Genomic DNA, 21,457 nt, shown 5'->3' on the forward strand with positions numbered 1-21,457 from the left:
ACCGAATCCGGTTTGTTCCCTGCTCCCGATCAGTTCTTTCTGGACTTCTCATATCTCGGGACGCTAATATCGAGACGTGGGACAGTCTAGCGGTATCGGAGTTCTGGACAAAGCGGTGGCCGTACTCGAAGCGGTGGCCAAGGAACCGTGCGGCCTCGCGGAACTGTGCGCACGCACGGATCTGCCCCGTGCGACGGCGCATCGGCTCGCCGTTGGCCTCGAGGTGCACCGCTTGCTGCGCAGGGGCCCGGACGGGCGCTGGCGTCCCGGTGCCGCGCTCGCCGAACTCGCCGGGGGCGCAACGGATCCACTGCTGGACGCGGCGAACTCGGTGCTGCCGAGGCTGCGCGACATCACCGGGGAGAGCGTGCAGCTCTACCGCAGGGATGGAACACAGCGCATCTGCATCGCCACCGCGGAACCGCCGAGCGGGCTGCGGGACACCGTTCCGATCGGTACCCGGCTGCCGATGACCGCGGGTTCCGGAGCGAAAGTCCTCACCGCGTGGGCGGATCAGGCGACCCAGCGCGCGGTCGTGACCGATGCGGTGTTCGGTGAGCGGACCCTGCTCGAGGTGCGCAGGCGTGGCTGGGCGCAGAGTGTCGCCGAGCGCGAGCCCGGAGTGGCCAGTGTCTCCGCTCCGGTGCGGGATTCCACCTCCACCGTGATCGCCGCCGTCTCGGTTTCCGGCCCCGTGGAACGCATCGGCCGCCGCCCGGGCGCGCGCTGGGCGCAGGATCTGCTCGCCGCGGCCGACGCGCTGCAGAACCGGCTGTGATCCGGCACCCGTTTTTCAGCGGCGAAGTCCAGTCAGTCATAACCCCGTAGGTTCTGCCGTTTGTCATGGGCATAGTGGCTCCGATGCGCCTATCATCGAGAGCATGACCGAATCGAGCGGGGACAAACTGCGGGTGAGCGACACCGAGCGCGAATCGGCCGTTTCCGCGCTCGGTGAGCACATGACGGCCGGGCGTATCGACGTCGAGGAGTACGGCCAGCGCTCGGCGCGGGTGACCACGGCACGCACCCGCGGGGATGTGCTGCGCGAGTTCGCCGATCTGCCGGACCCGAAACCGGCCTTCCTGACCGATCCGCTCGGTGCCGGCGGCTTCGAGGCCGGGCGGTACGGCACCCCGGCCGCGGGGCAGCAACCGAAACCACCGGCCAGGCAGGGCATGGGCATCCCGGCGATCGTCGGGGTGGCCGCGGTCGCGGTGATCGCGCTGACCGTGCTCTCCGTGGTGCTGCACCACGCCGGTTTCCTGTTCATCCTGATCCCGGTGCTGCTGATCGTGAGCAGGGCACGGCAGGGCTCGAACCGCCCGGATCAGCACCGCAGGCACCACCACCCGCACGGCCGCTACTACGATCGCAACGAGTGACCACCGATCCATATCTGTACCTCGAAGACGTCACCGGAACCGAAGCGCTCGACTGGGCCCGGGAACGCAATGCGGAATCCCTTGCCGAGCTGACCGAAGCCGAGCGGTATACCAAGACCCGCGCCGCACTGCTGGACGCGCTGGACACCGATGACCGCATCCCCTACGTCCGGATGCGTGGCGAGTATCTCTACAACTTCTGGCGCGATGCCGAGCACCCGAAGGGGATCTGGCGGCGCACCACGCTCGCCAAGTACCGCGGTACCACGCCGGACTGGGAAGTACTCATCGATGTCGACGCGCTCGCCGAAGCCGAGGGCGAGAACTGGGTGTGGGGCGGGGCCACGGTGCGCCGACCGGCGGACGACCGCTGCCTCGTCGAGCTCTCCAGGGGCGGCGCGGACGCGACGGTGGTGCGCGAGTTCGATCTGCGCACCCGCGAATTCCTCCCGGATGGCTTCGTGCTTCCCGAGGCCAAGCACCGGATCGGCTGGATCGACGCGGAAACCGTCTATCTCGGCACCGATTTCGGGCCGGGTTCACTGACCGATTCCGGATATCCGCGGATCGTGAAGCGCTGGCGCCGCGGTACTCCGCTTGCCGAGGCGAGCACGGTTTTCGAGGGTGAGCAGACGGATGTCGCCGTGTCCGCGGTGCACGATCCCACCCCCGGATTCACCCGGGACCTGATCGTGCGCAGGGTGGATTTCTTCACCGCGCAGCGCTATCTGGTGCTCGACGGCGAACTGGTCGAGCTCGAACTGCCCGGGGACGCGGTCGTCTCGCTGCACCGGGAATGGTTGCTCGTGCACCCGCGCTCGGACTGGGGCGAGTACCCGACCGGCAGCCTGCTCGCGATCCGGCTGGACGACTTCCTGCACGGGGCCCGCGAGTTCACCGTGCTGTTCGCCCCGGACGCGCACTCCAGCCTCGAGGACTTCAGCGCGACACGGGATTTCCTGCTGCTGACCGTGCTCACCGATGTGCGCCCGGAACTGCGCCTGCTGCGGCCATCCGATGGCTGGCGCGCCGAACCGCTCGCCGCGGAGTTCGCCGATCTGGGCAGCGCGGACATCGTGGGCACCGATTCGCTGCACGGCAACGACTACCTCGTGGACGTGTGCGGCTACACCACCCCGTCCACGCTGTGGCGCGGAACCGTGGGCGCGGCCCCGGAACCGGTGAAGTCCGCGCCACACCTGTTCGACGCTTCCGGGGCGGAGATCACCCAGTACTTCGCGACCTCCCTGGACGGGACGCGGATCCCCTACACCGTGGTGCGCCCCGCGAACGCCGACGGGCGCACCCTGCTCACCGGGTACGGCGGCTTCGAGATCTCGCTCACCCCGAACTACAGCGGGATCATCGGGCGCGGCTGGCTCGCCGAAGGCGGCACCTATGTGGTGGCGAACCTGCGCGGCGGCGGGGAATACGGTCCCGCGTGGCACACCGGGGCCAAGGGAGCGCACCGGCATCGGGTGTACGAGGACTTCGCAGCCGTGGCCGGAGACCTCGTGACGCGCGGCATCACCACCACCGCGCAGCTGGGCATCCAGGGCGGCAGCAACGGCGGACTGCTCATGGGCGTCATGCTGACCAGGTACCCGGAACTGTTCGGCGCGATCGTCTGCCAGGTACCGCTGCTGGACATGCGCCGGTACCACCTGCTGCTCGCCGGCGCGTCCTGGATGGCCGAGTACGGCGACCCCGAGGATCCCGAACAGTGGGCCTGGCTCGCCGACTATTCGCCGTACCAGAACCTCACCGCGGACGCGGAGTACCCGCCGATCTTCGTGCTCACCTCGACACGGGATGACCGGGTGCATCCGGGGCACGCGCGCAAGTTCGTCGCCCGGCTGCGGGAGTACGGCCACGATGTGCGCTACTACGAGAACATCGAGGGCGGGCACGGCGGGGCCGCGGACAATGCGCAGTCGGCGACCAAATGGGCGCTGGTGTTCGAGTTCCTGAACCGGACGCTGAAGGGCTAGAGCTTGGCCCGGTAGAGATCGCGCAGCAGGCAGATCTCCGCGCCGTGGTGCATGACTTCCCGGTTCAGGTGCAGGACCAGGGTGGCCATCGAACGGTCCGCCCACGGTCCCTCGGCCTCGCCGACCGGGCGCTGCAGGGCCGCATCGTCCAGGGAAGCCACGCCCGCGCGCCACGCGTCGTGGTACTCGCGCAGGGCGGCGAGTCCCTGTTCCGCGGTGATCGGCCAGCTCGCGGTGGTGATGGTCAGCGATCCGTCACCGAAGTGCGCGCTGGCGCGGATCCCGAACACCTGCACCGCGATGTGCGCCAGCCGCCAGGCGATCGTGGTCAGCGGCGGCGGTTCCCGGACCGGCCACTGCCAGTCGATCATCGGCGGTCCGTCCGCGGTGGCGCGCACCGTCCAGCAGTCCGGAACGGGCTCCCACAGGTATTCCGCGTCGGTGAGCCCCTCCAGTCGCGGCATCAGGTGATAGTCCCAGTAGAAGTCGAGCTGATCGAGCAGTTCCTCGCGCCAGGTCATCGGAGGCTCCCATCGGTGTCCGTGCTGCGCCGTCCGGCACTGAATGCGACGCTAACCGGTGGTGGCCGACAAGGCTGTGTCGGTCAATCGAAGGAGCGAACATGAGCGATCTGGAGCCGACCGCGCAACTGCATCAGGTGCTGCCGCTGGTCGAACGCCAGCACGCGCTGATCGAATACCTCCGGATCCGCGCGCCCAAGACCACAACCGGCAAGCGGCTGGCCGAGGAACTCGGGGTCAGCACCCGGACCGTGGAGCGGGATGTGCTCGCCCTGCGCGCGGCCGGGCTGCCGCTGACCGTGCGCAGCGGCCCGGGCGGCGGTTACCGCATCGACGCCCGCGCCGAGCTCCCGCCCATCCGGTTCTCCCCCGGCGAGGCCTCCGCGCTCGTGGCCGCGCTGGTCGCGGTCGGGCCCTTCACATCCGCGACCGCGCAGTCGGCCTTCGCGAAGATCCTCGAAGCCATGGAACCGGGCTGAGTCATCCGAAGACTTCCCGGAAGGCTTGCAGCACAAGGCGCTCCTCGCCGGGGTCGACGGTCTGCGGGTTCAGCGCGATCGCGCCGTCCACGACGAGCACGGCGATGCGCGGATCCCGGTCCCAGAGTGCGTCCACGAGCGATTCGGTGCGCCAGCCGGAATCCGGATCGGGGCGCACCATGGCGCGCCCGTGCGGTTGCCCGGCCTCGCTCGGATAGTCGCGCCAGGCGGATAGTCCGCGCAGCGCCCCGATCCCCGCCACCCACAGCGCGACGGCCTGTTCGTAGCGGGCCAGCAGCGCGGCCTCGTCCTGGCCGAGGGTCCACTGCACGGCGGCGAGCAGGCCGAGCAGTTCCTCCTTGCCCACCTTCATCCCGCGCCCGACGGCGTGATGCGGGGCGCCGTGCGCGCGGGCGCCCTCGATGATCTCCGCGCTGCCCAGCAGCAATCCGCTGGACTGCGGGCCGCGCAATCCCTTGCCCCCGCTCACGATCACCGCATCGGCGCCGAGTTCGGTGGTGAACCGCCACAGCGAGGAGACCGGGGGAATCTGCGCGGCCGCGTCCACGAGCACCGGAATCCCCGCCCGGTGCGCGAGTTCCAGGACGAGCGGCAGTTCCGGGGCGCCTTCGGCATAGTGTGCCCCGGCGAACCAGAGCACGCAGGCGGTCTCCGGTCCGAGCGCGGCCGCGATTTCCTCCCGGTTCGCGCCGAATTCCACGATCGGCGCGCCGAGCTGGCGGACCGCGTAGTCATAGGGATTGCGGTGCCCGGAGAACATGGCCACCGCCGCGGCCGGGCGCGGCGGGCCGAACACGGTGATGTCCTTGCTCAGGCAGGCGGCAACGGAGAGGGTGACCGCGGCCGAACCACCGCTGGTCACGTATCCCGCCGCGTTCCCGGTCAGTTCGGCAAGGCGGGCGCCGACGGCCCGCTGCAGCTCGGGGAGGTCGACGAAATCCGCCGAGGCCTCGCGCATCGCTTCGGCGGCACCGGGAGCCAGCCGGGAACCACCGAGCACGGTGAGCGTGGCGGCCGCGTTCACCACCGGGCGCAGGCCGAGTTCGCGATAGGCCGGTGCGGAGTAGCCGGTCATGAGGCGAACCGCGCCATTCCCGGCATGCCGAGCCGTCCGGAAAGCCAGGCGTCGATGGCGCGCGTGTCCGAGGCGTCCTGTGCACCGCGCTGGTACACGGTGCCCCGATCGCCGAGCGCGGCGAGCAGTTCACCGTTCCATCCCGGTCCTTCGGCGGGCGCGGCGAGCAGCACCTCGGCCCGGATGTCGCGGGCCAGCGTTGCGGGTTCGTACACCGCGAAGGTCTCCCGCACCGCGGTTTCCCGCTCCGGGTGGGCGCGCAGCAGATCGTTGAGCTCCTCGAGCGGATAGCTCTGCCCGTGTTCACGCCGGTGCAGCGCGTCGTGCAGCAGCGGGGTGTTCACCACGGCGGCCCGGAAAAGCGGGCGCCGCGCCACGGTGTGCAGCACGAGATCCTCCCCGCTCACCGCGAGCCGCGCGGGATCGGCCTGCGGGTGCGCGGCAAGAAACTCCGCGCCGCGCAGGCAGTCGGCGATGATCGCGCGGTAGACATAGGTGCGCGGATCGCTCACCCCGAGGGTGAACAGCCCGGGATAGGCGGCGGCGAACGGAACATCGGCGAGCCGCTGGCCGCGATGCATCATGGTGAACATGACATAGCGCAACCGGTCGTTGTAGTGCGGCGGGTTGTTCACGCTGCCGTGCCGCGGGGTCTCCAGCAGTGCGGGGAAGGGTCCCTCCCCCGCGGGCACGCTGAGGAAACCGAACAGCCGGTGCCCGTCCAGCCCGCTGAACCACACCCGGTACCCGGTGAAGTGCTCGGTGCACATCCGTTCGTACCGTTCCACGAGTGGCCGCGCGGGAAACCCGGCCAGTTCCGCGTCGAGCTCGGCCCAGAAACTCATGCCCGCACCCCCAGCTGCTTGTCCATGAACTCCTCGATCCGCTGCTGCACGCCCGGCTGCCCGGCATCGTGCCCCGCTCCGGGAAAGGTGGCCAGTTCCTTCGGGCAGTCCAGTTCGCGGAACACGGCGAACCCGGTCTCCGGCGGGCAGACATCGTCCTCCAGCCCGATGTGCATGAACACCGGGGCACGCACCGCGGGCGCGAAATTCACCACGTCGTAGTAGGAAACCGTCTCCCCGAGCGCGGCGGCCTGTTCCGGATGGATCCGCAGGAACTCGTTGATCTCCTCATAGGGATAGGAATGGGTGAGCCGGGGCGCGTCCGCGATCCCGCACAGATACGGGCAGCCCGAGGCGATACAGCGCACCGTTTCCGGCCGCAGCGCGCCCGCCAGGAGACCGAGCCCGCCGCCCTGGCTCGAACCGAACACCCCGAACCGGGTTTCATCGGTCTCCCCCAGCCCGGCGAGCACATCGATCCCGCGCACCACATCCATGTAGAAACCGCGATAGGTATAGCTGTAGCGGTCCACGATGTTGTCCACCAGCAGCCCGGGAAATCCCGGATTCACCACCGCATTCGCCCGCAGCTTCCCGCGCGTCGCGAGATCCACCGCGAAATACCCGCGCCGGGCCCAGGATTTCAGGATCGCGGGTTCGGAGACATAACCGGGAATGTGCATCGCGACCGGTAGCGGTCCCGTCGTGGTTCGCGGCCGGGCGCACCAGGCGGCGACCTCGACGTGCCCGAAGCTCACATAGCGCAGTTCGGTGACCAGTATTTCCGGGGAGGACAGATCCGGCCGTTCGATCAGCCGCGGTTCTGGGTCGATGGATTCGGCGAGCCGGAGCGTCTCCGTCCAGAACTCGTCGAAGTCGGGCGGTCGCGGCACCTCGATGTGCGCGCGCTGCGGTTCCGTCATGACCATGACCCTAATAGAGCGCGCCTGGGGGCTCCATGTCCTGCTGCGCGGGGCCATATCGGCGATCCGCGGCGTTGTCCTCCTCCCGCGCAGCGCCGCTGCGCTGTCGTCGTCCGCCTTGCGGCTCATCCGATCTGGCTCCCGCTCGCGACGGACGAGAGCCCCCAGGCACACTCCTAATCCGATGAGTACCGCTTGCCGATAGCTGCGATCGGGGCGGATTCGCCTAACGTGGGGGGATGAGCGAGACGGATGGCAGGCGATTGCGCGGCGCGCGCAAACGGGAATCGATCATCGCGGCGGCACTGCGCCTTGTGGAGCGCGAGGGTGTCAGCAAGGTGACCCACCGGGCCGTCGCGGCCGAGGCCGGGGTTCCTTCCGGCTCGGTCTCCTATTATTTCGCCACCCTCGACGATCTGCTCATCGCCGCGCTCACCAGCGCGACCGAGGACTACACCGACCGGCTGCGCGAGCTCACCGAACAGACCGGGGACCAGCTGGAGGCGCTTGCCCAGCTCATCGCGGAATGCCCGACCGAATCCGGACGGGCGCGCGCCATCGCGGAGCGGGAACTCAATCTGCTCGCCACCCGGCGCCCCGCACTGCGCCCGGTCGCGCGCACCTGGCGGGAGGCCGTGGCCGAACTCGCGCACCGGTTCACCGCGGACCCGGCCGCCGTCTGCGAAACGCTCGCCGTCGTGGACGGGATGTGCGTCGGTTTCCTGCTGGAGGAGGAACAGCCGGATCTCGACCTGATCCGCTCAGTGCTGCGCAACGCCCTGCGCATCGACACCGAAACTAGTTGAACATCTGCCCACATTTAGCTACGCTCGAACTAGTTGCGCGAATGTTCAACTTGTTGGAGTGGAGATCCCGTGGCCTACCTGTTGCTGATCGGCGCGATCCTCGCCGAGACGACCGGAACCCTGGCCACCCGGTACACCGATGGATTCACCCGGATCCTGCCCTCGGCGATCGTGGTGATCGGCGTGCTCGGCGCCTATGTACTGCTCTCCCTCTCCCTCAAACACGGGATGAGCCTGGGCGTGGCCTACGGCATCTGGGCCGCGGCCGGGGTGGCGATCGTGGCGGTCATCGGCGCGACGGTGTTCCACGAACCGCTCAGTTTCGTTCAGGGCATCGGCATCGCCCTCGTCATCGGCGGCGTACTCGCCCTTGAACTCGGGCGCGCCTGACGGCCCCATAGCCTGCTGCGCGGGGCCATATCGGCGCCTCGCGGCGTTGCCCTCCTCCCGCGCAGCGCCGCTGCGCTGTCGTCGTCCGCCTTGCGATGCATCCGATCTGGCTCCCGCTCGCGACGACAGAGGACCGTCAGGCACACCCTCGGCGCAGTCACGCAACACGAATGATTGACACCCGACCTGTTAGCCGTGTCACACTGAGTATCCCGGACTGGCGGAGGGCGGACGATGGTGTCTCGCTTGGGTTATCAGTGTGCCTACTGCGGACTGCGGGTGCGGCTCGAGGGCGACCCGCGACATCCGGGCCACGGTGTCGTCGAGGAGCTCATGAAATCGGGTGAGCCGATGACCCTGCCCGGCCTCGAGGTACTGCACCGGTTCTGCGCGAGTGCACTGCGCGCCGGATCGGGCGGGGACACCATGTTGCGGCGGGCCTGGCTCGGCTGGGTCACCGACCGATTCGAGGCGAGCAGACCCCGGCGGCATTTCGGAATCCGGCACTATTCCCGGCTCGGCCTGCACCCGGCGCGGATGCGCGCGCCGCGCCTGTTCCGCAAACACTGGCAGGTGCGCAAAATGCGCTGTGCGGCGCTGGCCAGCCACTATTACGCGAACGCACGGTGATCCCGCGCGGCCGGTGCGTATCGTGTCCTACTTCACGATCACGCTACCAGGCGGTAGCGTGATCGGCACTCGGCTCTCAACGTGGAGGGGCTCGTGGTTGTTCGATTGATCATCGGTTGGCTCATCACCATCGTCGGACTCGGCTTCGCCGGAGTGCGGATCCGCTGGCTGGTCCGGCTGATCCGGTCCGGACAGCCCACCACCGGGCGCACCAAGGACATCGGCGCGCGCGCCTGGGCCCAGCTGACCGAGGTGTTCGGACAGCGGAAACTGCTGAAGTGGTCGGTACCCGGAATCGCGCACTTCTTCACGTTCTGGGCCTTCGTCATCCTGCTGACCGTGTATCTGGAAGCGTACGGTTCGCTGTTCCAGTCCGGTTTCGCGATCTGGTGGGGCATCGGCAGCTGGCCACCGCTCGGTTTCCTGCAGGACGCCATCGCCACCCTCACCTTCTGCTCGCTGATCGTGTTCGCGATCATCCGGATCCGGCAGAATCCGGCCCGCATCGAGCGCAAATCCCGGTTCTTCGGCTCGCATCTGGGCGGTGCCTGGCTGGTGCTGCTGCTGATCTTCCTGGTGATCCTGACGATGTTCCTGTTCCGCGGTTCCTCGGCGGCACTCGGCACGTTCCCGTACAAATCGGGCGCCTGGGTCTCGATCGGCATGGGACACGCGCTTTCCGGGATCGGCACGACCGGTCTCGAAGTGCTGGAGACCGTGGCCCTGCTCGCGCACCTGGGCGTCGCCTTCGGTTTCCTGATCCTGGTGCTGCATTCCAAGCACCTGCACATCTTCCTCGCCCCGCTGAACGTGACCACCAAGCGCATGCCGGACGGGCTCGGCCCGCTGCTGCCGATGGAATCCGGCGGGAAGCCGATCGATTTCGAGGATCCCGGCGAGGACGACACCTTCGGGCGCGGCACGATCGCCGACTTCACCTGGAAGGGCATGCTCGATTTCGAGACGTGCACCGAATGCGGGCGCTGCCAGAGCCAGTGCCCCGCCTGGAACACCGGGAAGCCCCTTTCTCCCAAGCTGTTGATCATGGATCTGCGCGATCAGCTTTCCGCGGAGGCGCCGTATCTGCTGAACGGCAAGGAGGACCACGAGTTCACCGCGCTGGTCGGGAAGAAGGAAGACGGCGGCGTGATCGATCCGGATGTGCTGTGGTCCTGCACCAGTTGCGGGGCCTGTGTCGAGCAGTGCCCGGTCGATATCGAGCACGTGGACCACATCATGGACATGCGCCGCCACCAGGTGCTCATCGAGTCCGAATTCCCCACCGAGCTCGGCACCCTGTTCAAGAACCTGGAGAACAAGGGCAATCCCTGGGGCCAGAACAATTCCGAGCGGATGGACTGGGCCAAGGATCTCGGCTTCGAGGTCCCCGTGCTGGACGGCGAGATCCCCGAGGACGTGGAGTACCTGTTCTGGATCGGCTGCGCGGGCGCCTTCGACGACAACGCGCGCAAGACCGTGCGCGCCACCGCGGAACTGCTGCACATCGCCGGGGTGAACTTCGCGGTGCTGGGCAAGAACGAGACCTGCACCGGGGATCCGGCGCGCCGTTCGGGCAACGAGTTCCTGTTCCAGATGCAGGCCCAGGAGACCGCGGAGAACCTGAACGCACTGTTCGAGGGCCGCGAACCGGCGCAGCGCCGGATCGTCACCACCTGCCCGCACTGCCTGAACACGCTGGGCCGGGAATACCCGCAGCTCGGCGGGAACTACACGGTCACCCACCACACCCAGCTGCTCAATACCCTTGTCCGGGACGGCAAACTCACCCCGGTCGCGCCCGCCGACGCCGCCTCGGTCACCTATCACGATCCCTGCTATCTGGGCAGGCACAACAAGGTCTACACGCCGCCGCGGGAGCTGGCCGGCGCCACGGGCGCGCGATTGACCGAGATGCCCCGGCACGCGGATCGATCGCTGTGCTGTGGAGCGGGCGGAGCGCGGATGTGGATGGAGGAGAAGATCGGCAAGCGCATCAACGTGGAGCGGGTGGACGAGGCGCTGGCCACCGAGGCGAGCACCGTGGTCACCGGGTGCCCGTTCTGCAAGGTGATGATCTCCGACGGGCTCACCCAGCGGCAGAGCGAGGACAAGGGCGCCGGGGTGGATGTCCGGGATGTCTCGCAGCTGCTGCTCGAGGCGGTGCACCGGGGCCAGCCCGCGGAAAGCAAGGCGGAACAGGGCTGACCCGAACCTGCCGGGGCGACTAGATTTTCCCGGCATGACAAGCAAGCTCGCCGAGTCCGCGCTGCGTCCGTGGAACGTTCTCGCCATCGCGGTCTCCGCGATATCCCCGACCACCTCGGTGTTCCTGGTGTACGGCACCGGATTACAGGCCGCGGGAACCGGTGTGGTGCTCGCCTTCCTGATCGGCGCGGTGATCGCGCTGTGCATGTCGCTGTGCTATGCCGAGGTCGGCTCGGTCTTCCCGTCGGCGGGCGGGGCGTACACCATCGTGACGCGCGCACTCGGTCCCGTTGTCGGCGGGATGGTGGCCGTGCTGTTCCTGTTGCTCGGCCTCACCTCCACCGCCTCGATCCTCACCTCCGCGGCCACCTATCTTTCCGCGCTGATCCCCGGCGGGCTCCCGGTCAGCTGGGTCGCCCTGGCCATGATGGTCCTGGTGACCGCGCTGTCGCTGGGCCGGATCTCCCCGGCCAGCTGGGTCGCCGCGGCGATGCTCGTGCTCGAACTCGGCGTCATCCTGGTGTTCATCGTGCTTGCCTTCGCGCACCCGCAGTTCACCGGGAATCCGTTCACCGCACCGATGCGGGGCGAGGGCGGAACACTGCACGGGATCGGGATCTTCGGAGTGCTCGCCGCCGTGGTTCCGGCCCTGTTCGCGTTCAACGGCTACGACTGGCCGCTGTACTTCGCCGAGGAATCCCGCGGAACCCGGCGCAGCCTGCCGCGCGCCGTCCTACTGGCCGCGCTCATCGCGATCGTGGTCGAAGTGCTCGCCGTGATCAGCGCGACCTTCGCGATCGGGGACCTCGGCGCGAGCATGGCAAGCGATTCCCCGCTCGCCCTGATCGCCTCACAGGTCATGGGCCCGGTCGGGGCCACCGTGCTGCTCATCGGCGTGGTCATCGCCATGTTCGACACCGGCCTCGCCGCGAACCTCGGCTACGCGCGGATCTACTACGCGGCCGCGCGGGACGGGATGCTGCCCGGTGCCATCGGCCGGTTTTTCGCGCACGTCTCCGCCAAGTCCAAAGTGCCCAGCTACGCCTTCGCCTTCCTGTTCGTGGGCAACGGATTGCTGTGCATCTTCAGTTCTCTCACCACGCTGATCACCTTCACCAGCGTCATCATCGGCACCATCTATCTGACCGTCGCCGTTTCCGCGCTCGTCTGCCGGGTGCGGGACCGGGATCGCGAACGCGCCTTCCGGATGCCGGTCTGGCCGCTCCCACCGCTGATCGCGATCGCCGGAGTGCTCATCGCGCTCGGCCAGCAATCGGTGCGCGATCTGGGCATCGCACTCGGCATCGCCGCCGTGGCCCTGCTCGTCTATCTCCTGGTACGCAAGCGGCTGCCTTCGCGGGTGCCGTGAGCTACAACCACTCCGCGACGCCACCGTGATGCGAGCAGGTTCCCCGCCGATGCGCGGAATGGCTGTAGGTGCCGTCCGCGCATCGCGCGGTGGCGCCGCCGGGCGCGGCCGGGGTCAGCAGCGGGGCGTGATTGGCGGGCCGGGGATGGGTCCGGGGCTTCGGCGGGGCGGCCGCTGCCGGGGTGTGTTCCACCGTGGTCGGCACGGGAGTCGTCGGCTCCGGGGTGATCGGGGCCGCGGTGGTCGGTTCCGGAGTGGGCGTGGATTCCGGAACACTCGACGGCGCAGTCGACGGCACACTGGCGGACGTACTCGGTGGCGGTGCCGGGTTTTCCGGGGTGTCGCAGCCCGCGAGCGCGAGCGTGACGATGCCGAGTGTGCCGAGTACGCCCACGATCCGCGATCTGCCGGACACGAAAACCTCCGATGCTGACGCCGTCGAACACAGCGCCCATCGCATCGGAGGTTTTCGATGTTACGTGGTTAGGCCGTTCGTCCTAATCGACCGGAGCACCCGGACCAAGCGGAATCCCGAGCGCGTACCAGCCGAGGAACATCAGGAACCACACGACCAGATTGACCACCGCGAGCGGGAGCACGAGCGACATGAGGGTGCCGATCCCCGCCGATGGCCGGGTCCGCCGGATGAACCCGAGTGCCACCCCGAAGTACGGGCTCATCGGGGTGATGCTGTTCAGCGGGGCATCGGCCATGCGGAACAGCGCCTGGGTGGTCTCCGGGTGAATGTGCAGCAGCATGAGCATCGGCACCAGGATCGGCGCGACCAGTGACCACATCGCCGAACCACTGGTGATGAACAGATCCATCACGCAGATCAGCAGCACGGTGCCGAGGAACACGAGCACCGGCGTCGCCCCGAGGTCCTTCAGGAACTGGGCCATGGCGATGGAAATGACCTGGCCGAGATTGGACCACTTGAAGTAGCCGAGGAACTGGGAGATCGCGAAGAACAGGATGAGCGCGGGAATCAGATCGCGGAGCCCCTGCCCCATGTAGTCCGGGAAGTCCTTGGGCTTGCTGATCGTGCCGACGGTGATCCCGTAGGTGACACCGATGATCATGAAGAACAGCATCAGGAACACCACGATGCCGTCGAACAGCGGCGAGTCGATGATCGCCCCGCCGTCCCCGCGCAGCGGCGAACCGCTCGGCACCATGGCGAGCACGAGCAGGCCGAGATAGATCACCGCGGCGAGCATGGCGCGCCGGATTCCCTTGCGCTCCAGGTCCGAGACCGACATGTCCGGCAGTTCCTCGAGCTCGATCTGCTCCGGGGACCGCGCGTCCATCGCGTTGACCCGCTTGGCCACGACCAGTTCGGTGACCACGGTGATCACCACCGCGAGCATGATCGCGGAGGCGAGCGAGAAGAAGTAGTTCGACAGCGTGCCGACCTGATAGTTCGGGTCGATCGCGCGCGCGGCCGCGGTGCTGATCCCGGCCATGACCGCATCGCTTCCGCTGGGCAGCATGCCGACGCTGCTCGTCCCGCCGACCGCGACATAGGCGATGATCGCGCCGATGATCGGGTTCCGGCCGACCGCGCGGAAGGCGATCATCGCCAGCGGGATCATCACCACGAACGCGGCATCCCCGGCGATCTGGGCGAACATACAGGTCAGCGCGACCGCGAAGGTGACGAACTTGGCGGGCACCCTGGACAGCGCCGCCCGCATCATCGCGGGGAGCAGCCCGGACTTGTCCGCGACCGCCACCCCGAGCATGACCACCGTGATCAGCCCGAGCGGCGGGAAGTTCACATAGTTGTCCACCAGATCGCTGACCATCATGTGCACGCCGTCGTTGGAGACGAGGCTGCGCACGTGCAGCGTCTTGCCATCGGCCGGGGAGACCACGCTGACGTCGAACGCGGCGAGCAGCCAGGAAACCAGCACCAGCACCACGGACAGGATCACGAACAACCAGAACGGGTGCGGGAGCTTGTTCCCGACCCGCTCCACTCCGCCGAGGAACCGCAGCAGCGGCCCCTGCTTCTCCGTCGTCTGCGCGGTCATGATCCGGACAGCCCAACGCCCGGGCGCACCGCACCGACCGGTTTCCCGTGGCCGAACACCGGAACCGTGCCGAGTTCGTCCAGCCGTTCCCCGCTGATGCCGAGCCTGCGCAGCACCTCGACCAGCACCACGGGCAGCGCACGCGGATTACCGTCCCCGATCTTGATCGCGATCGCGGGACCGTCCGGGATCGCGAAGGCGAGCACTCCTTCGGCGCCGCCCTTGCCGATGCTTCCCGGGATCGCGCGCAGCAGCCCGGTGTTCACGTGATTGGTCATCGCGACCCATTCCGGATAACCGGAGACGGCGGCCGAAATCCGTTTCGCGGCCTCGGTTTCCGCCTTGCGCAGCGCACCGAATCCGGTGGCGAGACCGCGCAGGCTGATCGCGAACAGCGGAGCACCGCAACCGTCCACGGTGGTCTCGGTGACCTGCTCACCCGCGAGTTCGGTGATGGTGGCCGCGATTGCCTGCTGCAGCGGATGTTCGGGCGCCCGGTAGGTCACGGTCGGCCAGTCGTTGGCCACACAGGTGGCGAGCATGGCCGCGTGCTTTCCCGAGCAGTTCTGCGCCAGCGAACTGGCCACGTTCCCGTACTCCGCGCGCGCCCGCTCATCGAGCGGGAATCCAGGCGTGTTCTGCAGATCCGCCTCGGCGAGCCCGGCACCGTCCAGGATGCGCCGCACCCCGTCGAGGTGGAACGACTCGCCACCGTGCGAGGCGCAGGCGAGCGCGAGCAGTTCATCGTCCAGTGCGAGCCCCGCGCGCAGCATCGCCGTGCTCTGCAAGGGTTTCATCGAGGAACGCGGATACATCGGCGAACGCGTGTCCCCCGCCTCGAAGAGCACCGTGCCCGCCGGGTCCACGGCGATCACCGAGCCGAAATGCACCGACTCGACGAGTTCGCCGCGCACTACCTCGGCGAGCGCGGCCGGCTGACGATCATTCATGCGATGTGCCTTTCCTGCCTTGTGGCGATTCGATACAGCCATCCATCCGGCGCAGCCAATGTCTCTTGTGGACATTTAGTTGGATGGAAACCTCGAAGGAACCGATCCCCGGCAATGCGGCCAGATCGGTGGTGAGGAATTCGGTGAGCGCCTCCTCGTCGGTGAACATCCCGCCGTGGATCACCGAGGAGGTTCCCGCGACCGTGGTGACATAGCGCGCGGACGAGTGCCCGGCGAGCGTCTCCGCGACCGTGTCGATCGCGCCCGGTGCCACATCGAGCGCGATCAGGGCTTCGAGCCGGTACCCGAGCAGCCGCGGTTCCACCTCCACGCTCGGGCGCACGATCCCGCGGTCCAGCAGGGAGCGCGTCATCCGGTACGCGGTCGAGGGCGCGACCCCGAGTTCGCGTGCGACCTGGGCGGCGCTGATCCTGCCGTCCTCGTGCAGCAGGCGCACCGCGGTGAGCTCATCGGCGCCGATCTCCCCGGTCTCGGGTTCCGGCGGTTCCTCGGCGCGCAGCACGGCGAGCTGCCGTTCCCCCAGCCTGGGCAGCCGCCAGGAACTCGATTTGGTGAACGCACGCAGCACCAGCTCCGAGCGCGCCGAGCGGATCCCGGGCAGCTCCTGGATTCCCTCGGTGAGCAGGGTGTGCACGGTTTCCCGGTGCGCGGGCTGCACCGTGGCGTAGACATCGGAGCGCCCGGCCGTGGTGGCGACCATCTGCACCTCGTCGAGGGCGGCCAGCGCGGCGGCCACCTGCTCCGCCTTACCGCACTCGGCCGCGATCCAGACGTGCCACGGGTTCCCGTCGCCGGACTGGGACCAGTCGAGCTGCCCGATCACACGTACGAGCCGCTGTTCGTAGAGCCTGCTGAGCCGCCTGCGGACGGTGTTCACCGATACGTCGAGCGCCTCGGCGAGCAGGCTCAGCGAGGCGCGCGGGTTCACCTGGAGTGCGGCGACGAGATCGAGTTCGTCCGGCTCCAACGCACGGGCGGTCACGGGAACGAAAAGTATCACGTGGACACGAACCTGCGAACGAAACCATGCACTAGCCGCCTACAGGTGAATGCTTTTACCTCATTGCGATCACGCGATCACGCGCTGGGGTCACCGCGACAAGCAATCCCGGCCCCTCACTTCCGGAACGACTTGCCCTCCCCTGGAGGCCGATTACTGATTGAAGTTGCGTGAAGGCAGCGTTGACTACGCATATTCGGACAGTTAACGTCGGTGCCTATCGTGCCGTGAGGAGCCCGCCATGCATCGGAATCCACGCAAGAGCATCCGGCTGATCATCGCGTCCGCCGTCCTCGCCACGGTGCTGCCCGGTACCGCGATCGCCGCCCAGAAGCCGAATCCGGCGCCGGTCACGGTGCCCGCGATCAGCAGCTGGCAGGGCGGCACCGGAAGCCTGCACCTCGGTTCCGGTTCCCGGATCGCGGTCGCCGATCCGAGCCTGCGCGGCCTCGGCGAACAACTCAGCGGCGAGCTCGCCGAGCAGGGATTGCGCGGAATCCCAGTGACCACGGACAAGGCGCGCCCCGGTGATGTCGCGCTCTCCCTGGCACCGGGCGAGAAGGACCTCGGCACAGAGGGATACCGGCTCGCGATCGGGGACACCGCGGCGATCACCGGAAACCGTTCCGCCGGGGTGTTCTACGGAACGCGCACCCTGCTGCAGGCATTGCGCACCGCGAAGGACCGGGCCAGCCTGCCGAAGGGAACCGCGCGGGATGTGCCGAAGGTCGGCGAGCGCGGGCAGATGCTCGACATCCGCAAGTTCTATCCGGTCTCCTATCTCAAACAGCAGATCAGGCAGATGTCCTGGTGGAAGATGAACACCTTCCATCTGCACCTCTCGGACTGGAACGCATTCCGCATCCAGAGCGACCGATTCCCCGGGCTCACCTCGAAACAGGCGTACAGCAAACGGGATCTGCGCGAGCTACAGGATTACGCGCGCCGCTATCACGTGACGATCATTCCGGAGATCGACCTTCCCGGGCACGCCTCGCGCATCGGCGCCTACCGGCCCGATCTGTCGTTCAGCTGCCGCTCCCTTTCCTACCCGGCGGACACCGGCTGGGAGGGCGCGGGAACCGGGCACTGGATGCTCGACGTCACCAAGAAGAAGACCCTGGATTTCCTGCGTAGCCTGCTCGACGAAATCGTGCCGCTCTTCGATTCTCCCCGGTTCCACATCGGCGGCGACGAACTTCCCAACGAGGCCGAACAACAGAAATGCCCGGAACTGGTGGACTACGCGAAAAAGCGCGGCTTCTCCTCCACCGCCGATGTGTTCGCCGATTTCATCAACCAACTCAATCCGGTGATCCGCGCACACGGCAAACAGACCGAGGTCTGGCAGTGGTGGGACCTCGAACATGACACCGCGATCAAGCCGGACCGCAATGTCGTGGTCGACGAATGGAAGAGCGCGGCCCCGCACCGGGCGCAGAAAGGGTACCCGACCATCGGCACCGAGGAAGCCAAACTCTATGTGAGCGCGGGGTTCGGCAAGCGGCCCGGCACCTACGGCTATTTCGATCCGCGCGAGGTCTACGGCTCCTACGACTTCTCGGCGCAGCGGAACATTCTCGGGTACAAGGTCTCACGCTGGTCCGATCGGGCGCACAACAGCCCGGCCTCCTGGTTCGATTTCTACGCCAGGCGCCCGATCGCCGTGCTCGCCGCGCGCACCTGGGGCGAGCCCGCCGGGGATGTGCGCGCCTTCTTCGACCGTTACGACCGGGTCGGCGATGCGGATCCGGCGAACCGGGACTACGGCGCCAATCCGGGAATGCTCAGCCAGCAGGGCTGGCGGGCCACCGACGGCACCAATGACGGCGGCCCGGCCATCGACAACGACCCGTACACCGCATGGAACGCACGCCCGGAGAGCTCGCCCGTGCTGCGGGTGGACCTCGGCAAGAACGAACGGGTGTCCGGAATCCGTTACCTGCCACCGTATATCGGTGCCTCCGTGGATGTTCCGGTGCGCGGCTACGAGATCCTCGGTTCCCCGGACGGGAAGAACTGGCACAGCCTCACCAAGGGCGAATTCCCGGACACCGAGGCCGAAACCGTGGTCCGATTCGCCCCGACCACGGTCCGCCACCTCGCCATGAAAGTGCTCAGCAGCCACGCCAAGGATCCGACCGCGATGTCCGCGGTCGCCGAATTCGACGCGGTACGCGGCTGACTCAGCCGGTCGCACTCCCGGCCGAGACGAGCCGCGCGGCGTGCCCGGGAATGTGTTCAGCGGCCCGGATCCGGGCCAGGTCCCACCACGGCAGCCACTGGTCCTTCCTGCCTACCAACCGGACCAGGACCGGCGTAGCGGCGGCGTGCTCCGGGATCGTCCGGATCGCCTCGGCGAGAGTGGCGGCATTGCGCCGTACCAGTTCGACCCGCTGCCGGTGACTCGTCGATGCGATGAGCTCCCCGATGACTGTGTCATCCATGGCATCGCGGTTGTCGACGACCGGCGCACGACCATCCCGGATATCGCGGACGGCCTCGGCGAGGATGCGATCGCTGAGCGCGATGTGGCTCAGCGTCCAGTCGACGCTGGCGCGCGTTTCCGCCGGCAGATCGGCCGGGTCACCGATCGATTCGGCCGCGGCCAGCAGTGCGCGATAGGCAGCCTCGATTTCCGTGGAGTCCATCGGTTCCTCCTCGACATGTTCAGCTATACCGAACATATCACATGTTCGGTATAGCTGAACATGTCTGCGACACATGACCTCATCTTGGACTAGTTGTTCCAAGATGAGGTAGACTCGGGGCATGACCGAATCCGCAACCACCACGAACCACTCCGAGGGCCAGAACCCGATCTCCGGCTTGCCACTGCACGACCTCGCGGGGTTCACCCACCGCTGGGTCGACGCGGCGGGTATCCGGCTGCATGCCGTGGAAGGCGGTCGGCCGGGCGGCCCCGCTGTCGTCCTGCTGGCCGGATTCCCGCAGACCTGGTGGGCGTGGCGCCAAACGATGCCGGGCCTTGCCGAGCGCTTCCGTGTGATCGCCATCGATCTGCCAGGACAGGGCCACTCCGATCGCCCGCAGGACAGCTACGACACGCACACCGTCGCTTCGCGCGTCCAGGCCGCGGTGACCGCGCTCGACGTGCCGAAATACTGGCTCGTCGCCCACGACATCGGCGCTTGGGTCGCCTTCTCCCTGGCACTGAAGTACGAAGAGCAGCTGCACGGCGTCGCCCTGCTCGATGCGGGCATTCCCGGAATCACCCTTCCCGACACCATCCCGACGGACCCCGATCACGCCTGGAAGACCTGGCATTTCGCGTTCCATCTGGTGACCGATCTCCCCGAAACACTGCTCACCGGCCGTGAACGCGAGTACCTCGAATGGTTCCTGAACGTCAAAGCACTGTCCCCGGACACCTTCGACAGCACCGAGATCGAGCATTACGCCGCCGCGATCGCAGCCGAGGGCGGCCTCCGGGCTTCGCTCGCCTACTACCGCGATGCCGCGGAATCGGCCCGGAAAAACCACGAAGCGCTCGAACGCCAGCACCTGACCGTCCCGGTCATGGGAATCTCCGGTTCCCACGGCTCGACACCCGACATGGCCGCCTCCCTCGGCCCCTGGGCGAAAAACACGACAGGTACCGTCATCCCGGATTCCGGGCACTTCATTCCGGACGAGCAACCCGGGGCACTCGTGGACGCGTTGACCGCGTTCATCGATCACGAACGCACGGGATAGTTCGGGCTGCTGGTCCGTTCGGGCGGTTCCGGTGCGAACCGGTCGCCAAGGTTTCGCAAGCGGCGGGCCGCTCCTGGAACGCCGGGCAGTTTGGGACACGAAGAACGCGACCATGGCAACAGCAAACCCGAGCCGAGCACGGGAAGCTCACCGCTGACTACCCGGTAGCGGTCTGGAAACCCACCACGATTTCAGAATAACCACGCTGGTCCGTTCGGGTGGTTCCGGTGCGAACCGCGGAAGAGCGCGCAAATCTCCGGTACTATAGATGTCATGAACGCTGGGGAGTGTTCGGCGGTGTTGTCGAATCGGGAGTTGCTTGATCGGCTCCGTGAACAGGCCGTGATGGTGCGGCGCGCGGAGGCGGAGATGCTGGATCTTGTTGCGCTGCTTGACAAGCGCGGTGCGGCGGTGGAGTTCGGGTATCGGGGTTCGCCCGCGCGGATGGTCGAGGATGTGGCGCGGGTGGGTTTGGCCGAGGCGCGGCGGATCGCCGAGCGTGCGCGGGCGTTGTTCGGTTCGCTGGGGATCAGCGGGGAACCGTTGCCGCCGGATCTGCCGAACACGGCGGAAGCGTATGCGCATGGTGAGGTTGGTGCTGAGCATGTGGATCGGATCCGCAAGTTCGCCGCCGAACTGCCCGCGGATGTGTTGACCGGTGAGTCCTGGCCGATCGCGGAAAAGTGTCTGGCCACGATTGCTACCGAGACCGGGCCACGTGGGCTGAGTCGTCCGATCCGGGAACTACACGCGCGGCTGAATCCGGACGGTCAGGAACCCAATGACCACGAACCCTCGCGCCCACGCCGAGAAATCTGGCTACAGCAGCGCAACAGTGATTGGCTCATCGAAGGACACCTGGACAACGAAACGGGCTTGAAGCTGCGCGGTGTCCTCGACGCGCTGGGCAAGAACCGCAGCCCGGAAGGTCGACACCCGAGTAAACGGGATGCGGACGCGTTCGCCGAGATCGTCCAACTTGCAGCGAATCCGGATAATCTTCCCGAATCAGGCGGCGAACCGTTCACCATCATGGTCACCATGACCGAACAAGCCCTGCGCGAAGGCATCGGCCACGCCACCACCATGGACGGCA

The 21,457-nt window shown here is 67.6% G+C and carries 21 protein-coding genes; 12 read left to right on the forward strand and 9 right to left on the reverse strand.

What is annotated here, in order from left to right; genetic code table 11:
* The first annotated feature begins 76 nt into the window (after positions 1–76).
* From AD72_RS24100 to AD72_RS24110, 3 genes are all read left to right on the forward strand, one after another.
* Positions 77–778 carry an IclR family transcriptional regulator gene (locus AD72_RS24100; RefSeq protein WP_051898946.1) on the forward strand — a complete coding sequence of 234 codons (702 nt, stop codon included), beginning with the start codon at positions 77–79 and terminating at the stop codon, positions 776–778.
* 103 nt (positions 779–881) lie between these two features.
* The gene (locus AD72_RS37220) at positions 882–1,382 is read left to right on the forward strand and encodes a DUF1707 SHOCT-like domain-containing protein (protein ID WP_051898947.1); all 501 of its coding nucleotides are present in this window, start codon (positions 882–884) and stop codon (positions 1,380–1,382) included.
* Positions 1,379–3,373: a prolyl oligopeptidase family serine peptidase gene (locus tag AD72_RS24110; RefSeq protein ID WP_031468846.1), complete on the forward strand. Its 1,995-nt coding sequence runs from the start codon at positions 1,379–1,381 to the stop codon at positions 3,371–3,373. Before AD72_RS37220 ends, AD72_RS24110 begins: the two co-directional genes overlap by 4 nt.
* On the opposite strand, the gene AD72_RS24115 is transcribed toward AD72_RS24110, so the two are convergent.
* Positions 3,370–3,894, reverse strand: coding sequence for a DinB family protein (locus tag AD72_RS24115; RefSeq protein ID WP_031468847.1), 525 nt, complete (start codon positions 3,892–3,894; stop codon positions 3,370–3,372). The genes AD72_RS24110 and AD72_RS24115 overlap by 4 nt on opposite strands.
* A 101-nt stretch (positions 3,895–3,995) precedes the next feature.
* Between AD72_RS24115 and AD72_RS24120 the strand changes: the two genes are divergently transcribed.
* Complete coding sequence (locus AD72_RS24120; protein WP_031468848.1) at positions 3,996–4,373, forward strand: helix-turn-helix transcriptional regulator; 378 nt, start codon at positions 3,996–3,998, stop codon at positions 4,371–4,373.
* 1 nt (position 4,374) lies between these two features.
* Here the strand turns inward: AD72_RS24120 and AD72_RS24125 are convergent, their stop codons facing one another.
* From AD72_RS24125 to AD72_RS24135, 3 genes are read right to left on the reverse strand one after another with little or no spacing between them, the layout of a single operon-like run.
* A complete protein-coding gene (locus AD72_RS24125; protein ID WP_051898948.1) occupies positions 4,375–5,469 on the reverse strand; it encodes a PLP-dependent transferase in 1,095 nt (364 codons plus the stop codon).
* Positions 5,466–6,314 carry an acetylxylan esterase gene (locus tag AD72_RS24130; protein ID WP_031468850.1) on the reverse strand — a complete coding sequence of 283 codons (849 nt, stop codon included), beginning with the start codon at positions 6,312–6,314 and terminating at the stop codon, positions 5,466–5,468. Before AD72_RS24130 ends, AD72_RS24125 begins: the two co-directional genes overlap by 4 nt.
* Positions 6,311–7,237 (reverse strand): acetylxylan esterase, encoded by a 927-nt coding sequence (locus AD72_RS24135; protein WP_197285059.1) that lies wholly within the window; start codon positions 7,235–7,237, stop codon positions 6,311–6,313. The genes AD72_RS24130 and AD72_RS24135 overlap by 4 nt, the downstream gene beginning before the upstream one ends.
* Positions 7,238–7,476: 239 nt before the next feature.
* Between AD72_RS24135 and AD72_RS24140 the strand changes: the two genes are divergently transcribed.
* The 5 genes from AD72_RS24140 (at position 7,477) to AD72_RS24160 (ending at position 12,637) form a co-directional block, all read left to right on the forward strand.
* The gene (locus AD72_RS24140; RefSeq protein ID WP_031468852.1) at positions 7,477–8,043 is read left to right on the forward strand and encodes a TetR/AcrR family transcriptional regulator; all 567 of its coding nucleotides are present in this window, start codon (positions 7,477–7,479) and stop codon (positions 8,041–8,043) included.
* Positions 8,044–8,112: 69 nt separating this feature from the next.
* Complete coding sequence (locus tag AD72_RS24145) at positions 8,113–8,433, forward strand: DMT family transporter (RefSeq protein ID WP_031468853.1); 321 nt, start codon at positions 8,113–8,115, stop codon at positions 8,431–8,433.
* A gap of 246 nt (positions 8,434–8,679) precedes the next feature.
* On the forward strand, positions 8,680–9,063 hold the full coding sequence (locus tag AD72_RS24150; RefSeq protein WP_051898950.1) for a hypothetical protein: 384 nt from the start codon (positions 8,680–8,682) through the stop codon (positions 9,061–9,063).
* Between the two features lie 93 nt (positions 9,064–9,156).
* Positions 9,157–11,268 (forward strand): (Fe-S)-binding protein, encoded by a 2,112-nt coding sequence (locus AD72_RS24155; protein WP_051898951.1) that lies wholly within the window; start codon positions 9,157–9,159, stop codon positions 11,266–11,268.
* Positions 11,269–11,302: 34 nt separating this feature from the next.
* Entirely contained in the window at positions 11,303–12,637 is a 1,335-nt protein-coding gene (locus AD72_RS24160; protein WP_031468856.1) for an APC family permease, read from the forward strand.
* A 1-nt stretch (position 12,638) separates the two neighbouring features.
* On the opposite strand, the gene AD72_RS24165 is transcribed toward AD72_RS24160, so the two are convergent.
* From AD72_RS24165 to AD72_RS24180, 4 genes are all read right to left on the reverse strand, one after another.
* Positions 12,639–13,052: a DUF3761 domain-containing protein gene (locus tag AD72_RS24165; RefSeq protein ID WP_051898952.1), complete on the reverse strand. Its 414-nt coding sequence runs from the start codon at positions 13,050–13,052 to the stop codon at positions 12,639–12,641.
* An 82-nt stretch (positions 13,053–13,134) separates the two neighbouring features.
* Positions 13,135–14,673 (reverse strand): AbgT family transporter, encoded by a 1,539-nt coding sequence (locus AD72_RS24170; RefSeq protein WP_031468858.1) that lies wholly within the window; start codon positions 14,671–14,673, stop codon positions 13,135–13,137.
* Positions 14,670–15,623, reverse strand: coding sequence for an asparaginase (locus tag AD72_RS24175; RefSeq protein ID WP_031468859.1), 954 nt, complete (start codon positions 15,621–15,623; stop codon positions 14,670–14,672). The genes AD72_RS24170 and AD72_RS24175 overlap by 4 nt, the downstream gene beginning before the upstream one ends.
* On the reverse strand, positions 15,616–16,626 hold the full coding sequence (locus tag AD72_RS24180) for an Lrp/AsnC family transcriptional regulator (protein ID WP_031468860.1): 1,011 nt from the start codon (positions 16,624–16,626) through the stop codon (positions 15,616–15,618). The genes AD72_RS24175 and AD72_RS24180 overlap by 8 nt, the downstream gene beginning before the upstream one ends.
* Positions 16,627–16,885: 259 nt before the next feature.
* On the opposite strand from AD72_RS24180, the gene AD72_RS24185 reads away from it, so the two are divergent.
* Positions 16,886–18,829: a family 20 glycosylhydrolase gene (locus AD72_RS24185; RefSeq protein ID WP_037347168.1), complete on the forward strand. Its 1,944-nt coding sequence runs from the start codon at positions 16,886–16,888 to the stop codon at positions 18,827–18,829.
* 1 nt (position 18,830) lies between these two features.
* On the opposite strand, the gene AD72_RS24190 is transcribed toward AD72_RS24185, so the two are convergent.
* Positions 18,831–19,295 (reverse strand): hypothetical protein, encoded by a 465-nt coding sequence (locus AD72_RS24190; protein ID WP_156365355.1) that lies wholly within the window; start codon positions 19,293–19,295, stop codon positions 18,831–18,833.
* 121 nt (positions 19,296–19,416) lie between these two features.
* Between AD72_RS24190 and AD72_RS24195 the strand changes: the two genes are divergently transcribed.
* Together AD72_RS24195 and AD72_RS24200 are read left to right on the forward strand one after the other, a co-directional pair.
* Positions 19,417–20,361: an alpha/beta fold hydrolase gene (locus tag AD72_RS24195; RefSeq protein WP_031468863.1), complete on the forward strand. Its 945-nt coding sequence runs from the start codon at positions 19,417–19,419 to the stop codon at positions 20,359–20,361.
* A 273-nt stretch (positions 20,362–20,634) separates the two neighbouring features.
* Positions 20,635–21,457: DUF222 domain-containing protein (locus AD72_RS24200; protein WP_031468864.1), on the forward strand; the 823-nt coding region annotated here is incomplete at its 3' end.

Origin of the sequence: Sciscionella sediminilitoris (assembly GCF_000737195.2) — a bacterium.
Lineage (GTDB): Bacteria > Actinomycetota > Actinomycetes > Mycobacteriales > Pseudonocardiaceae > Sciscionella > Sciscionella sediminilitoris.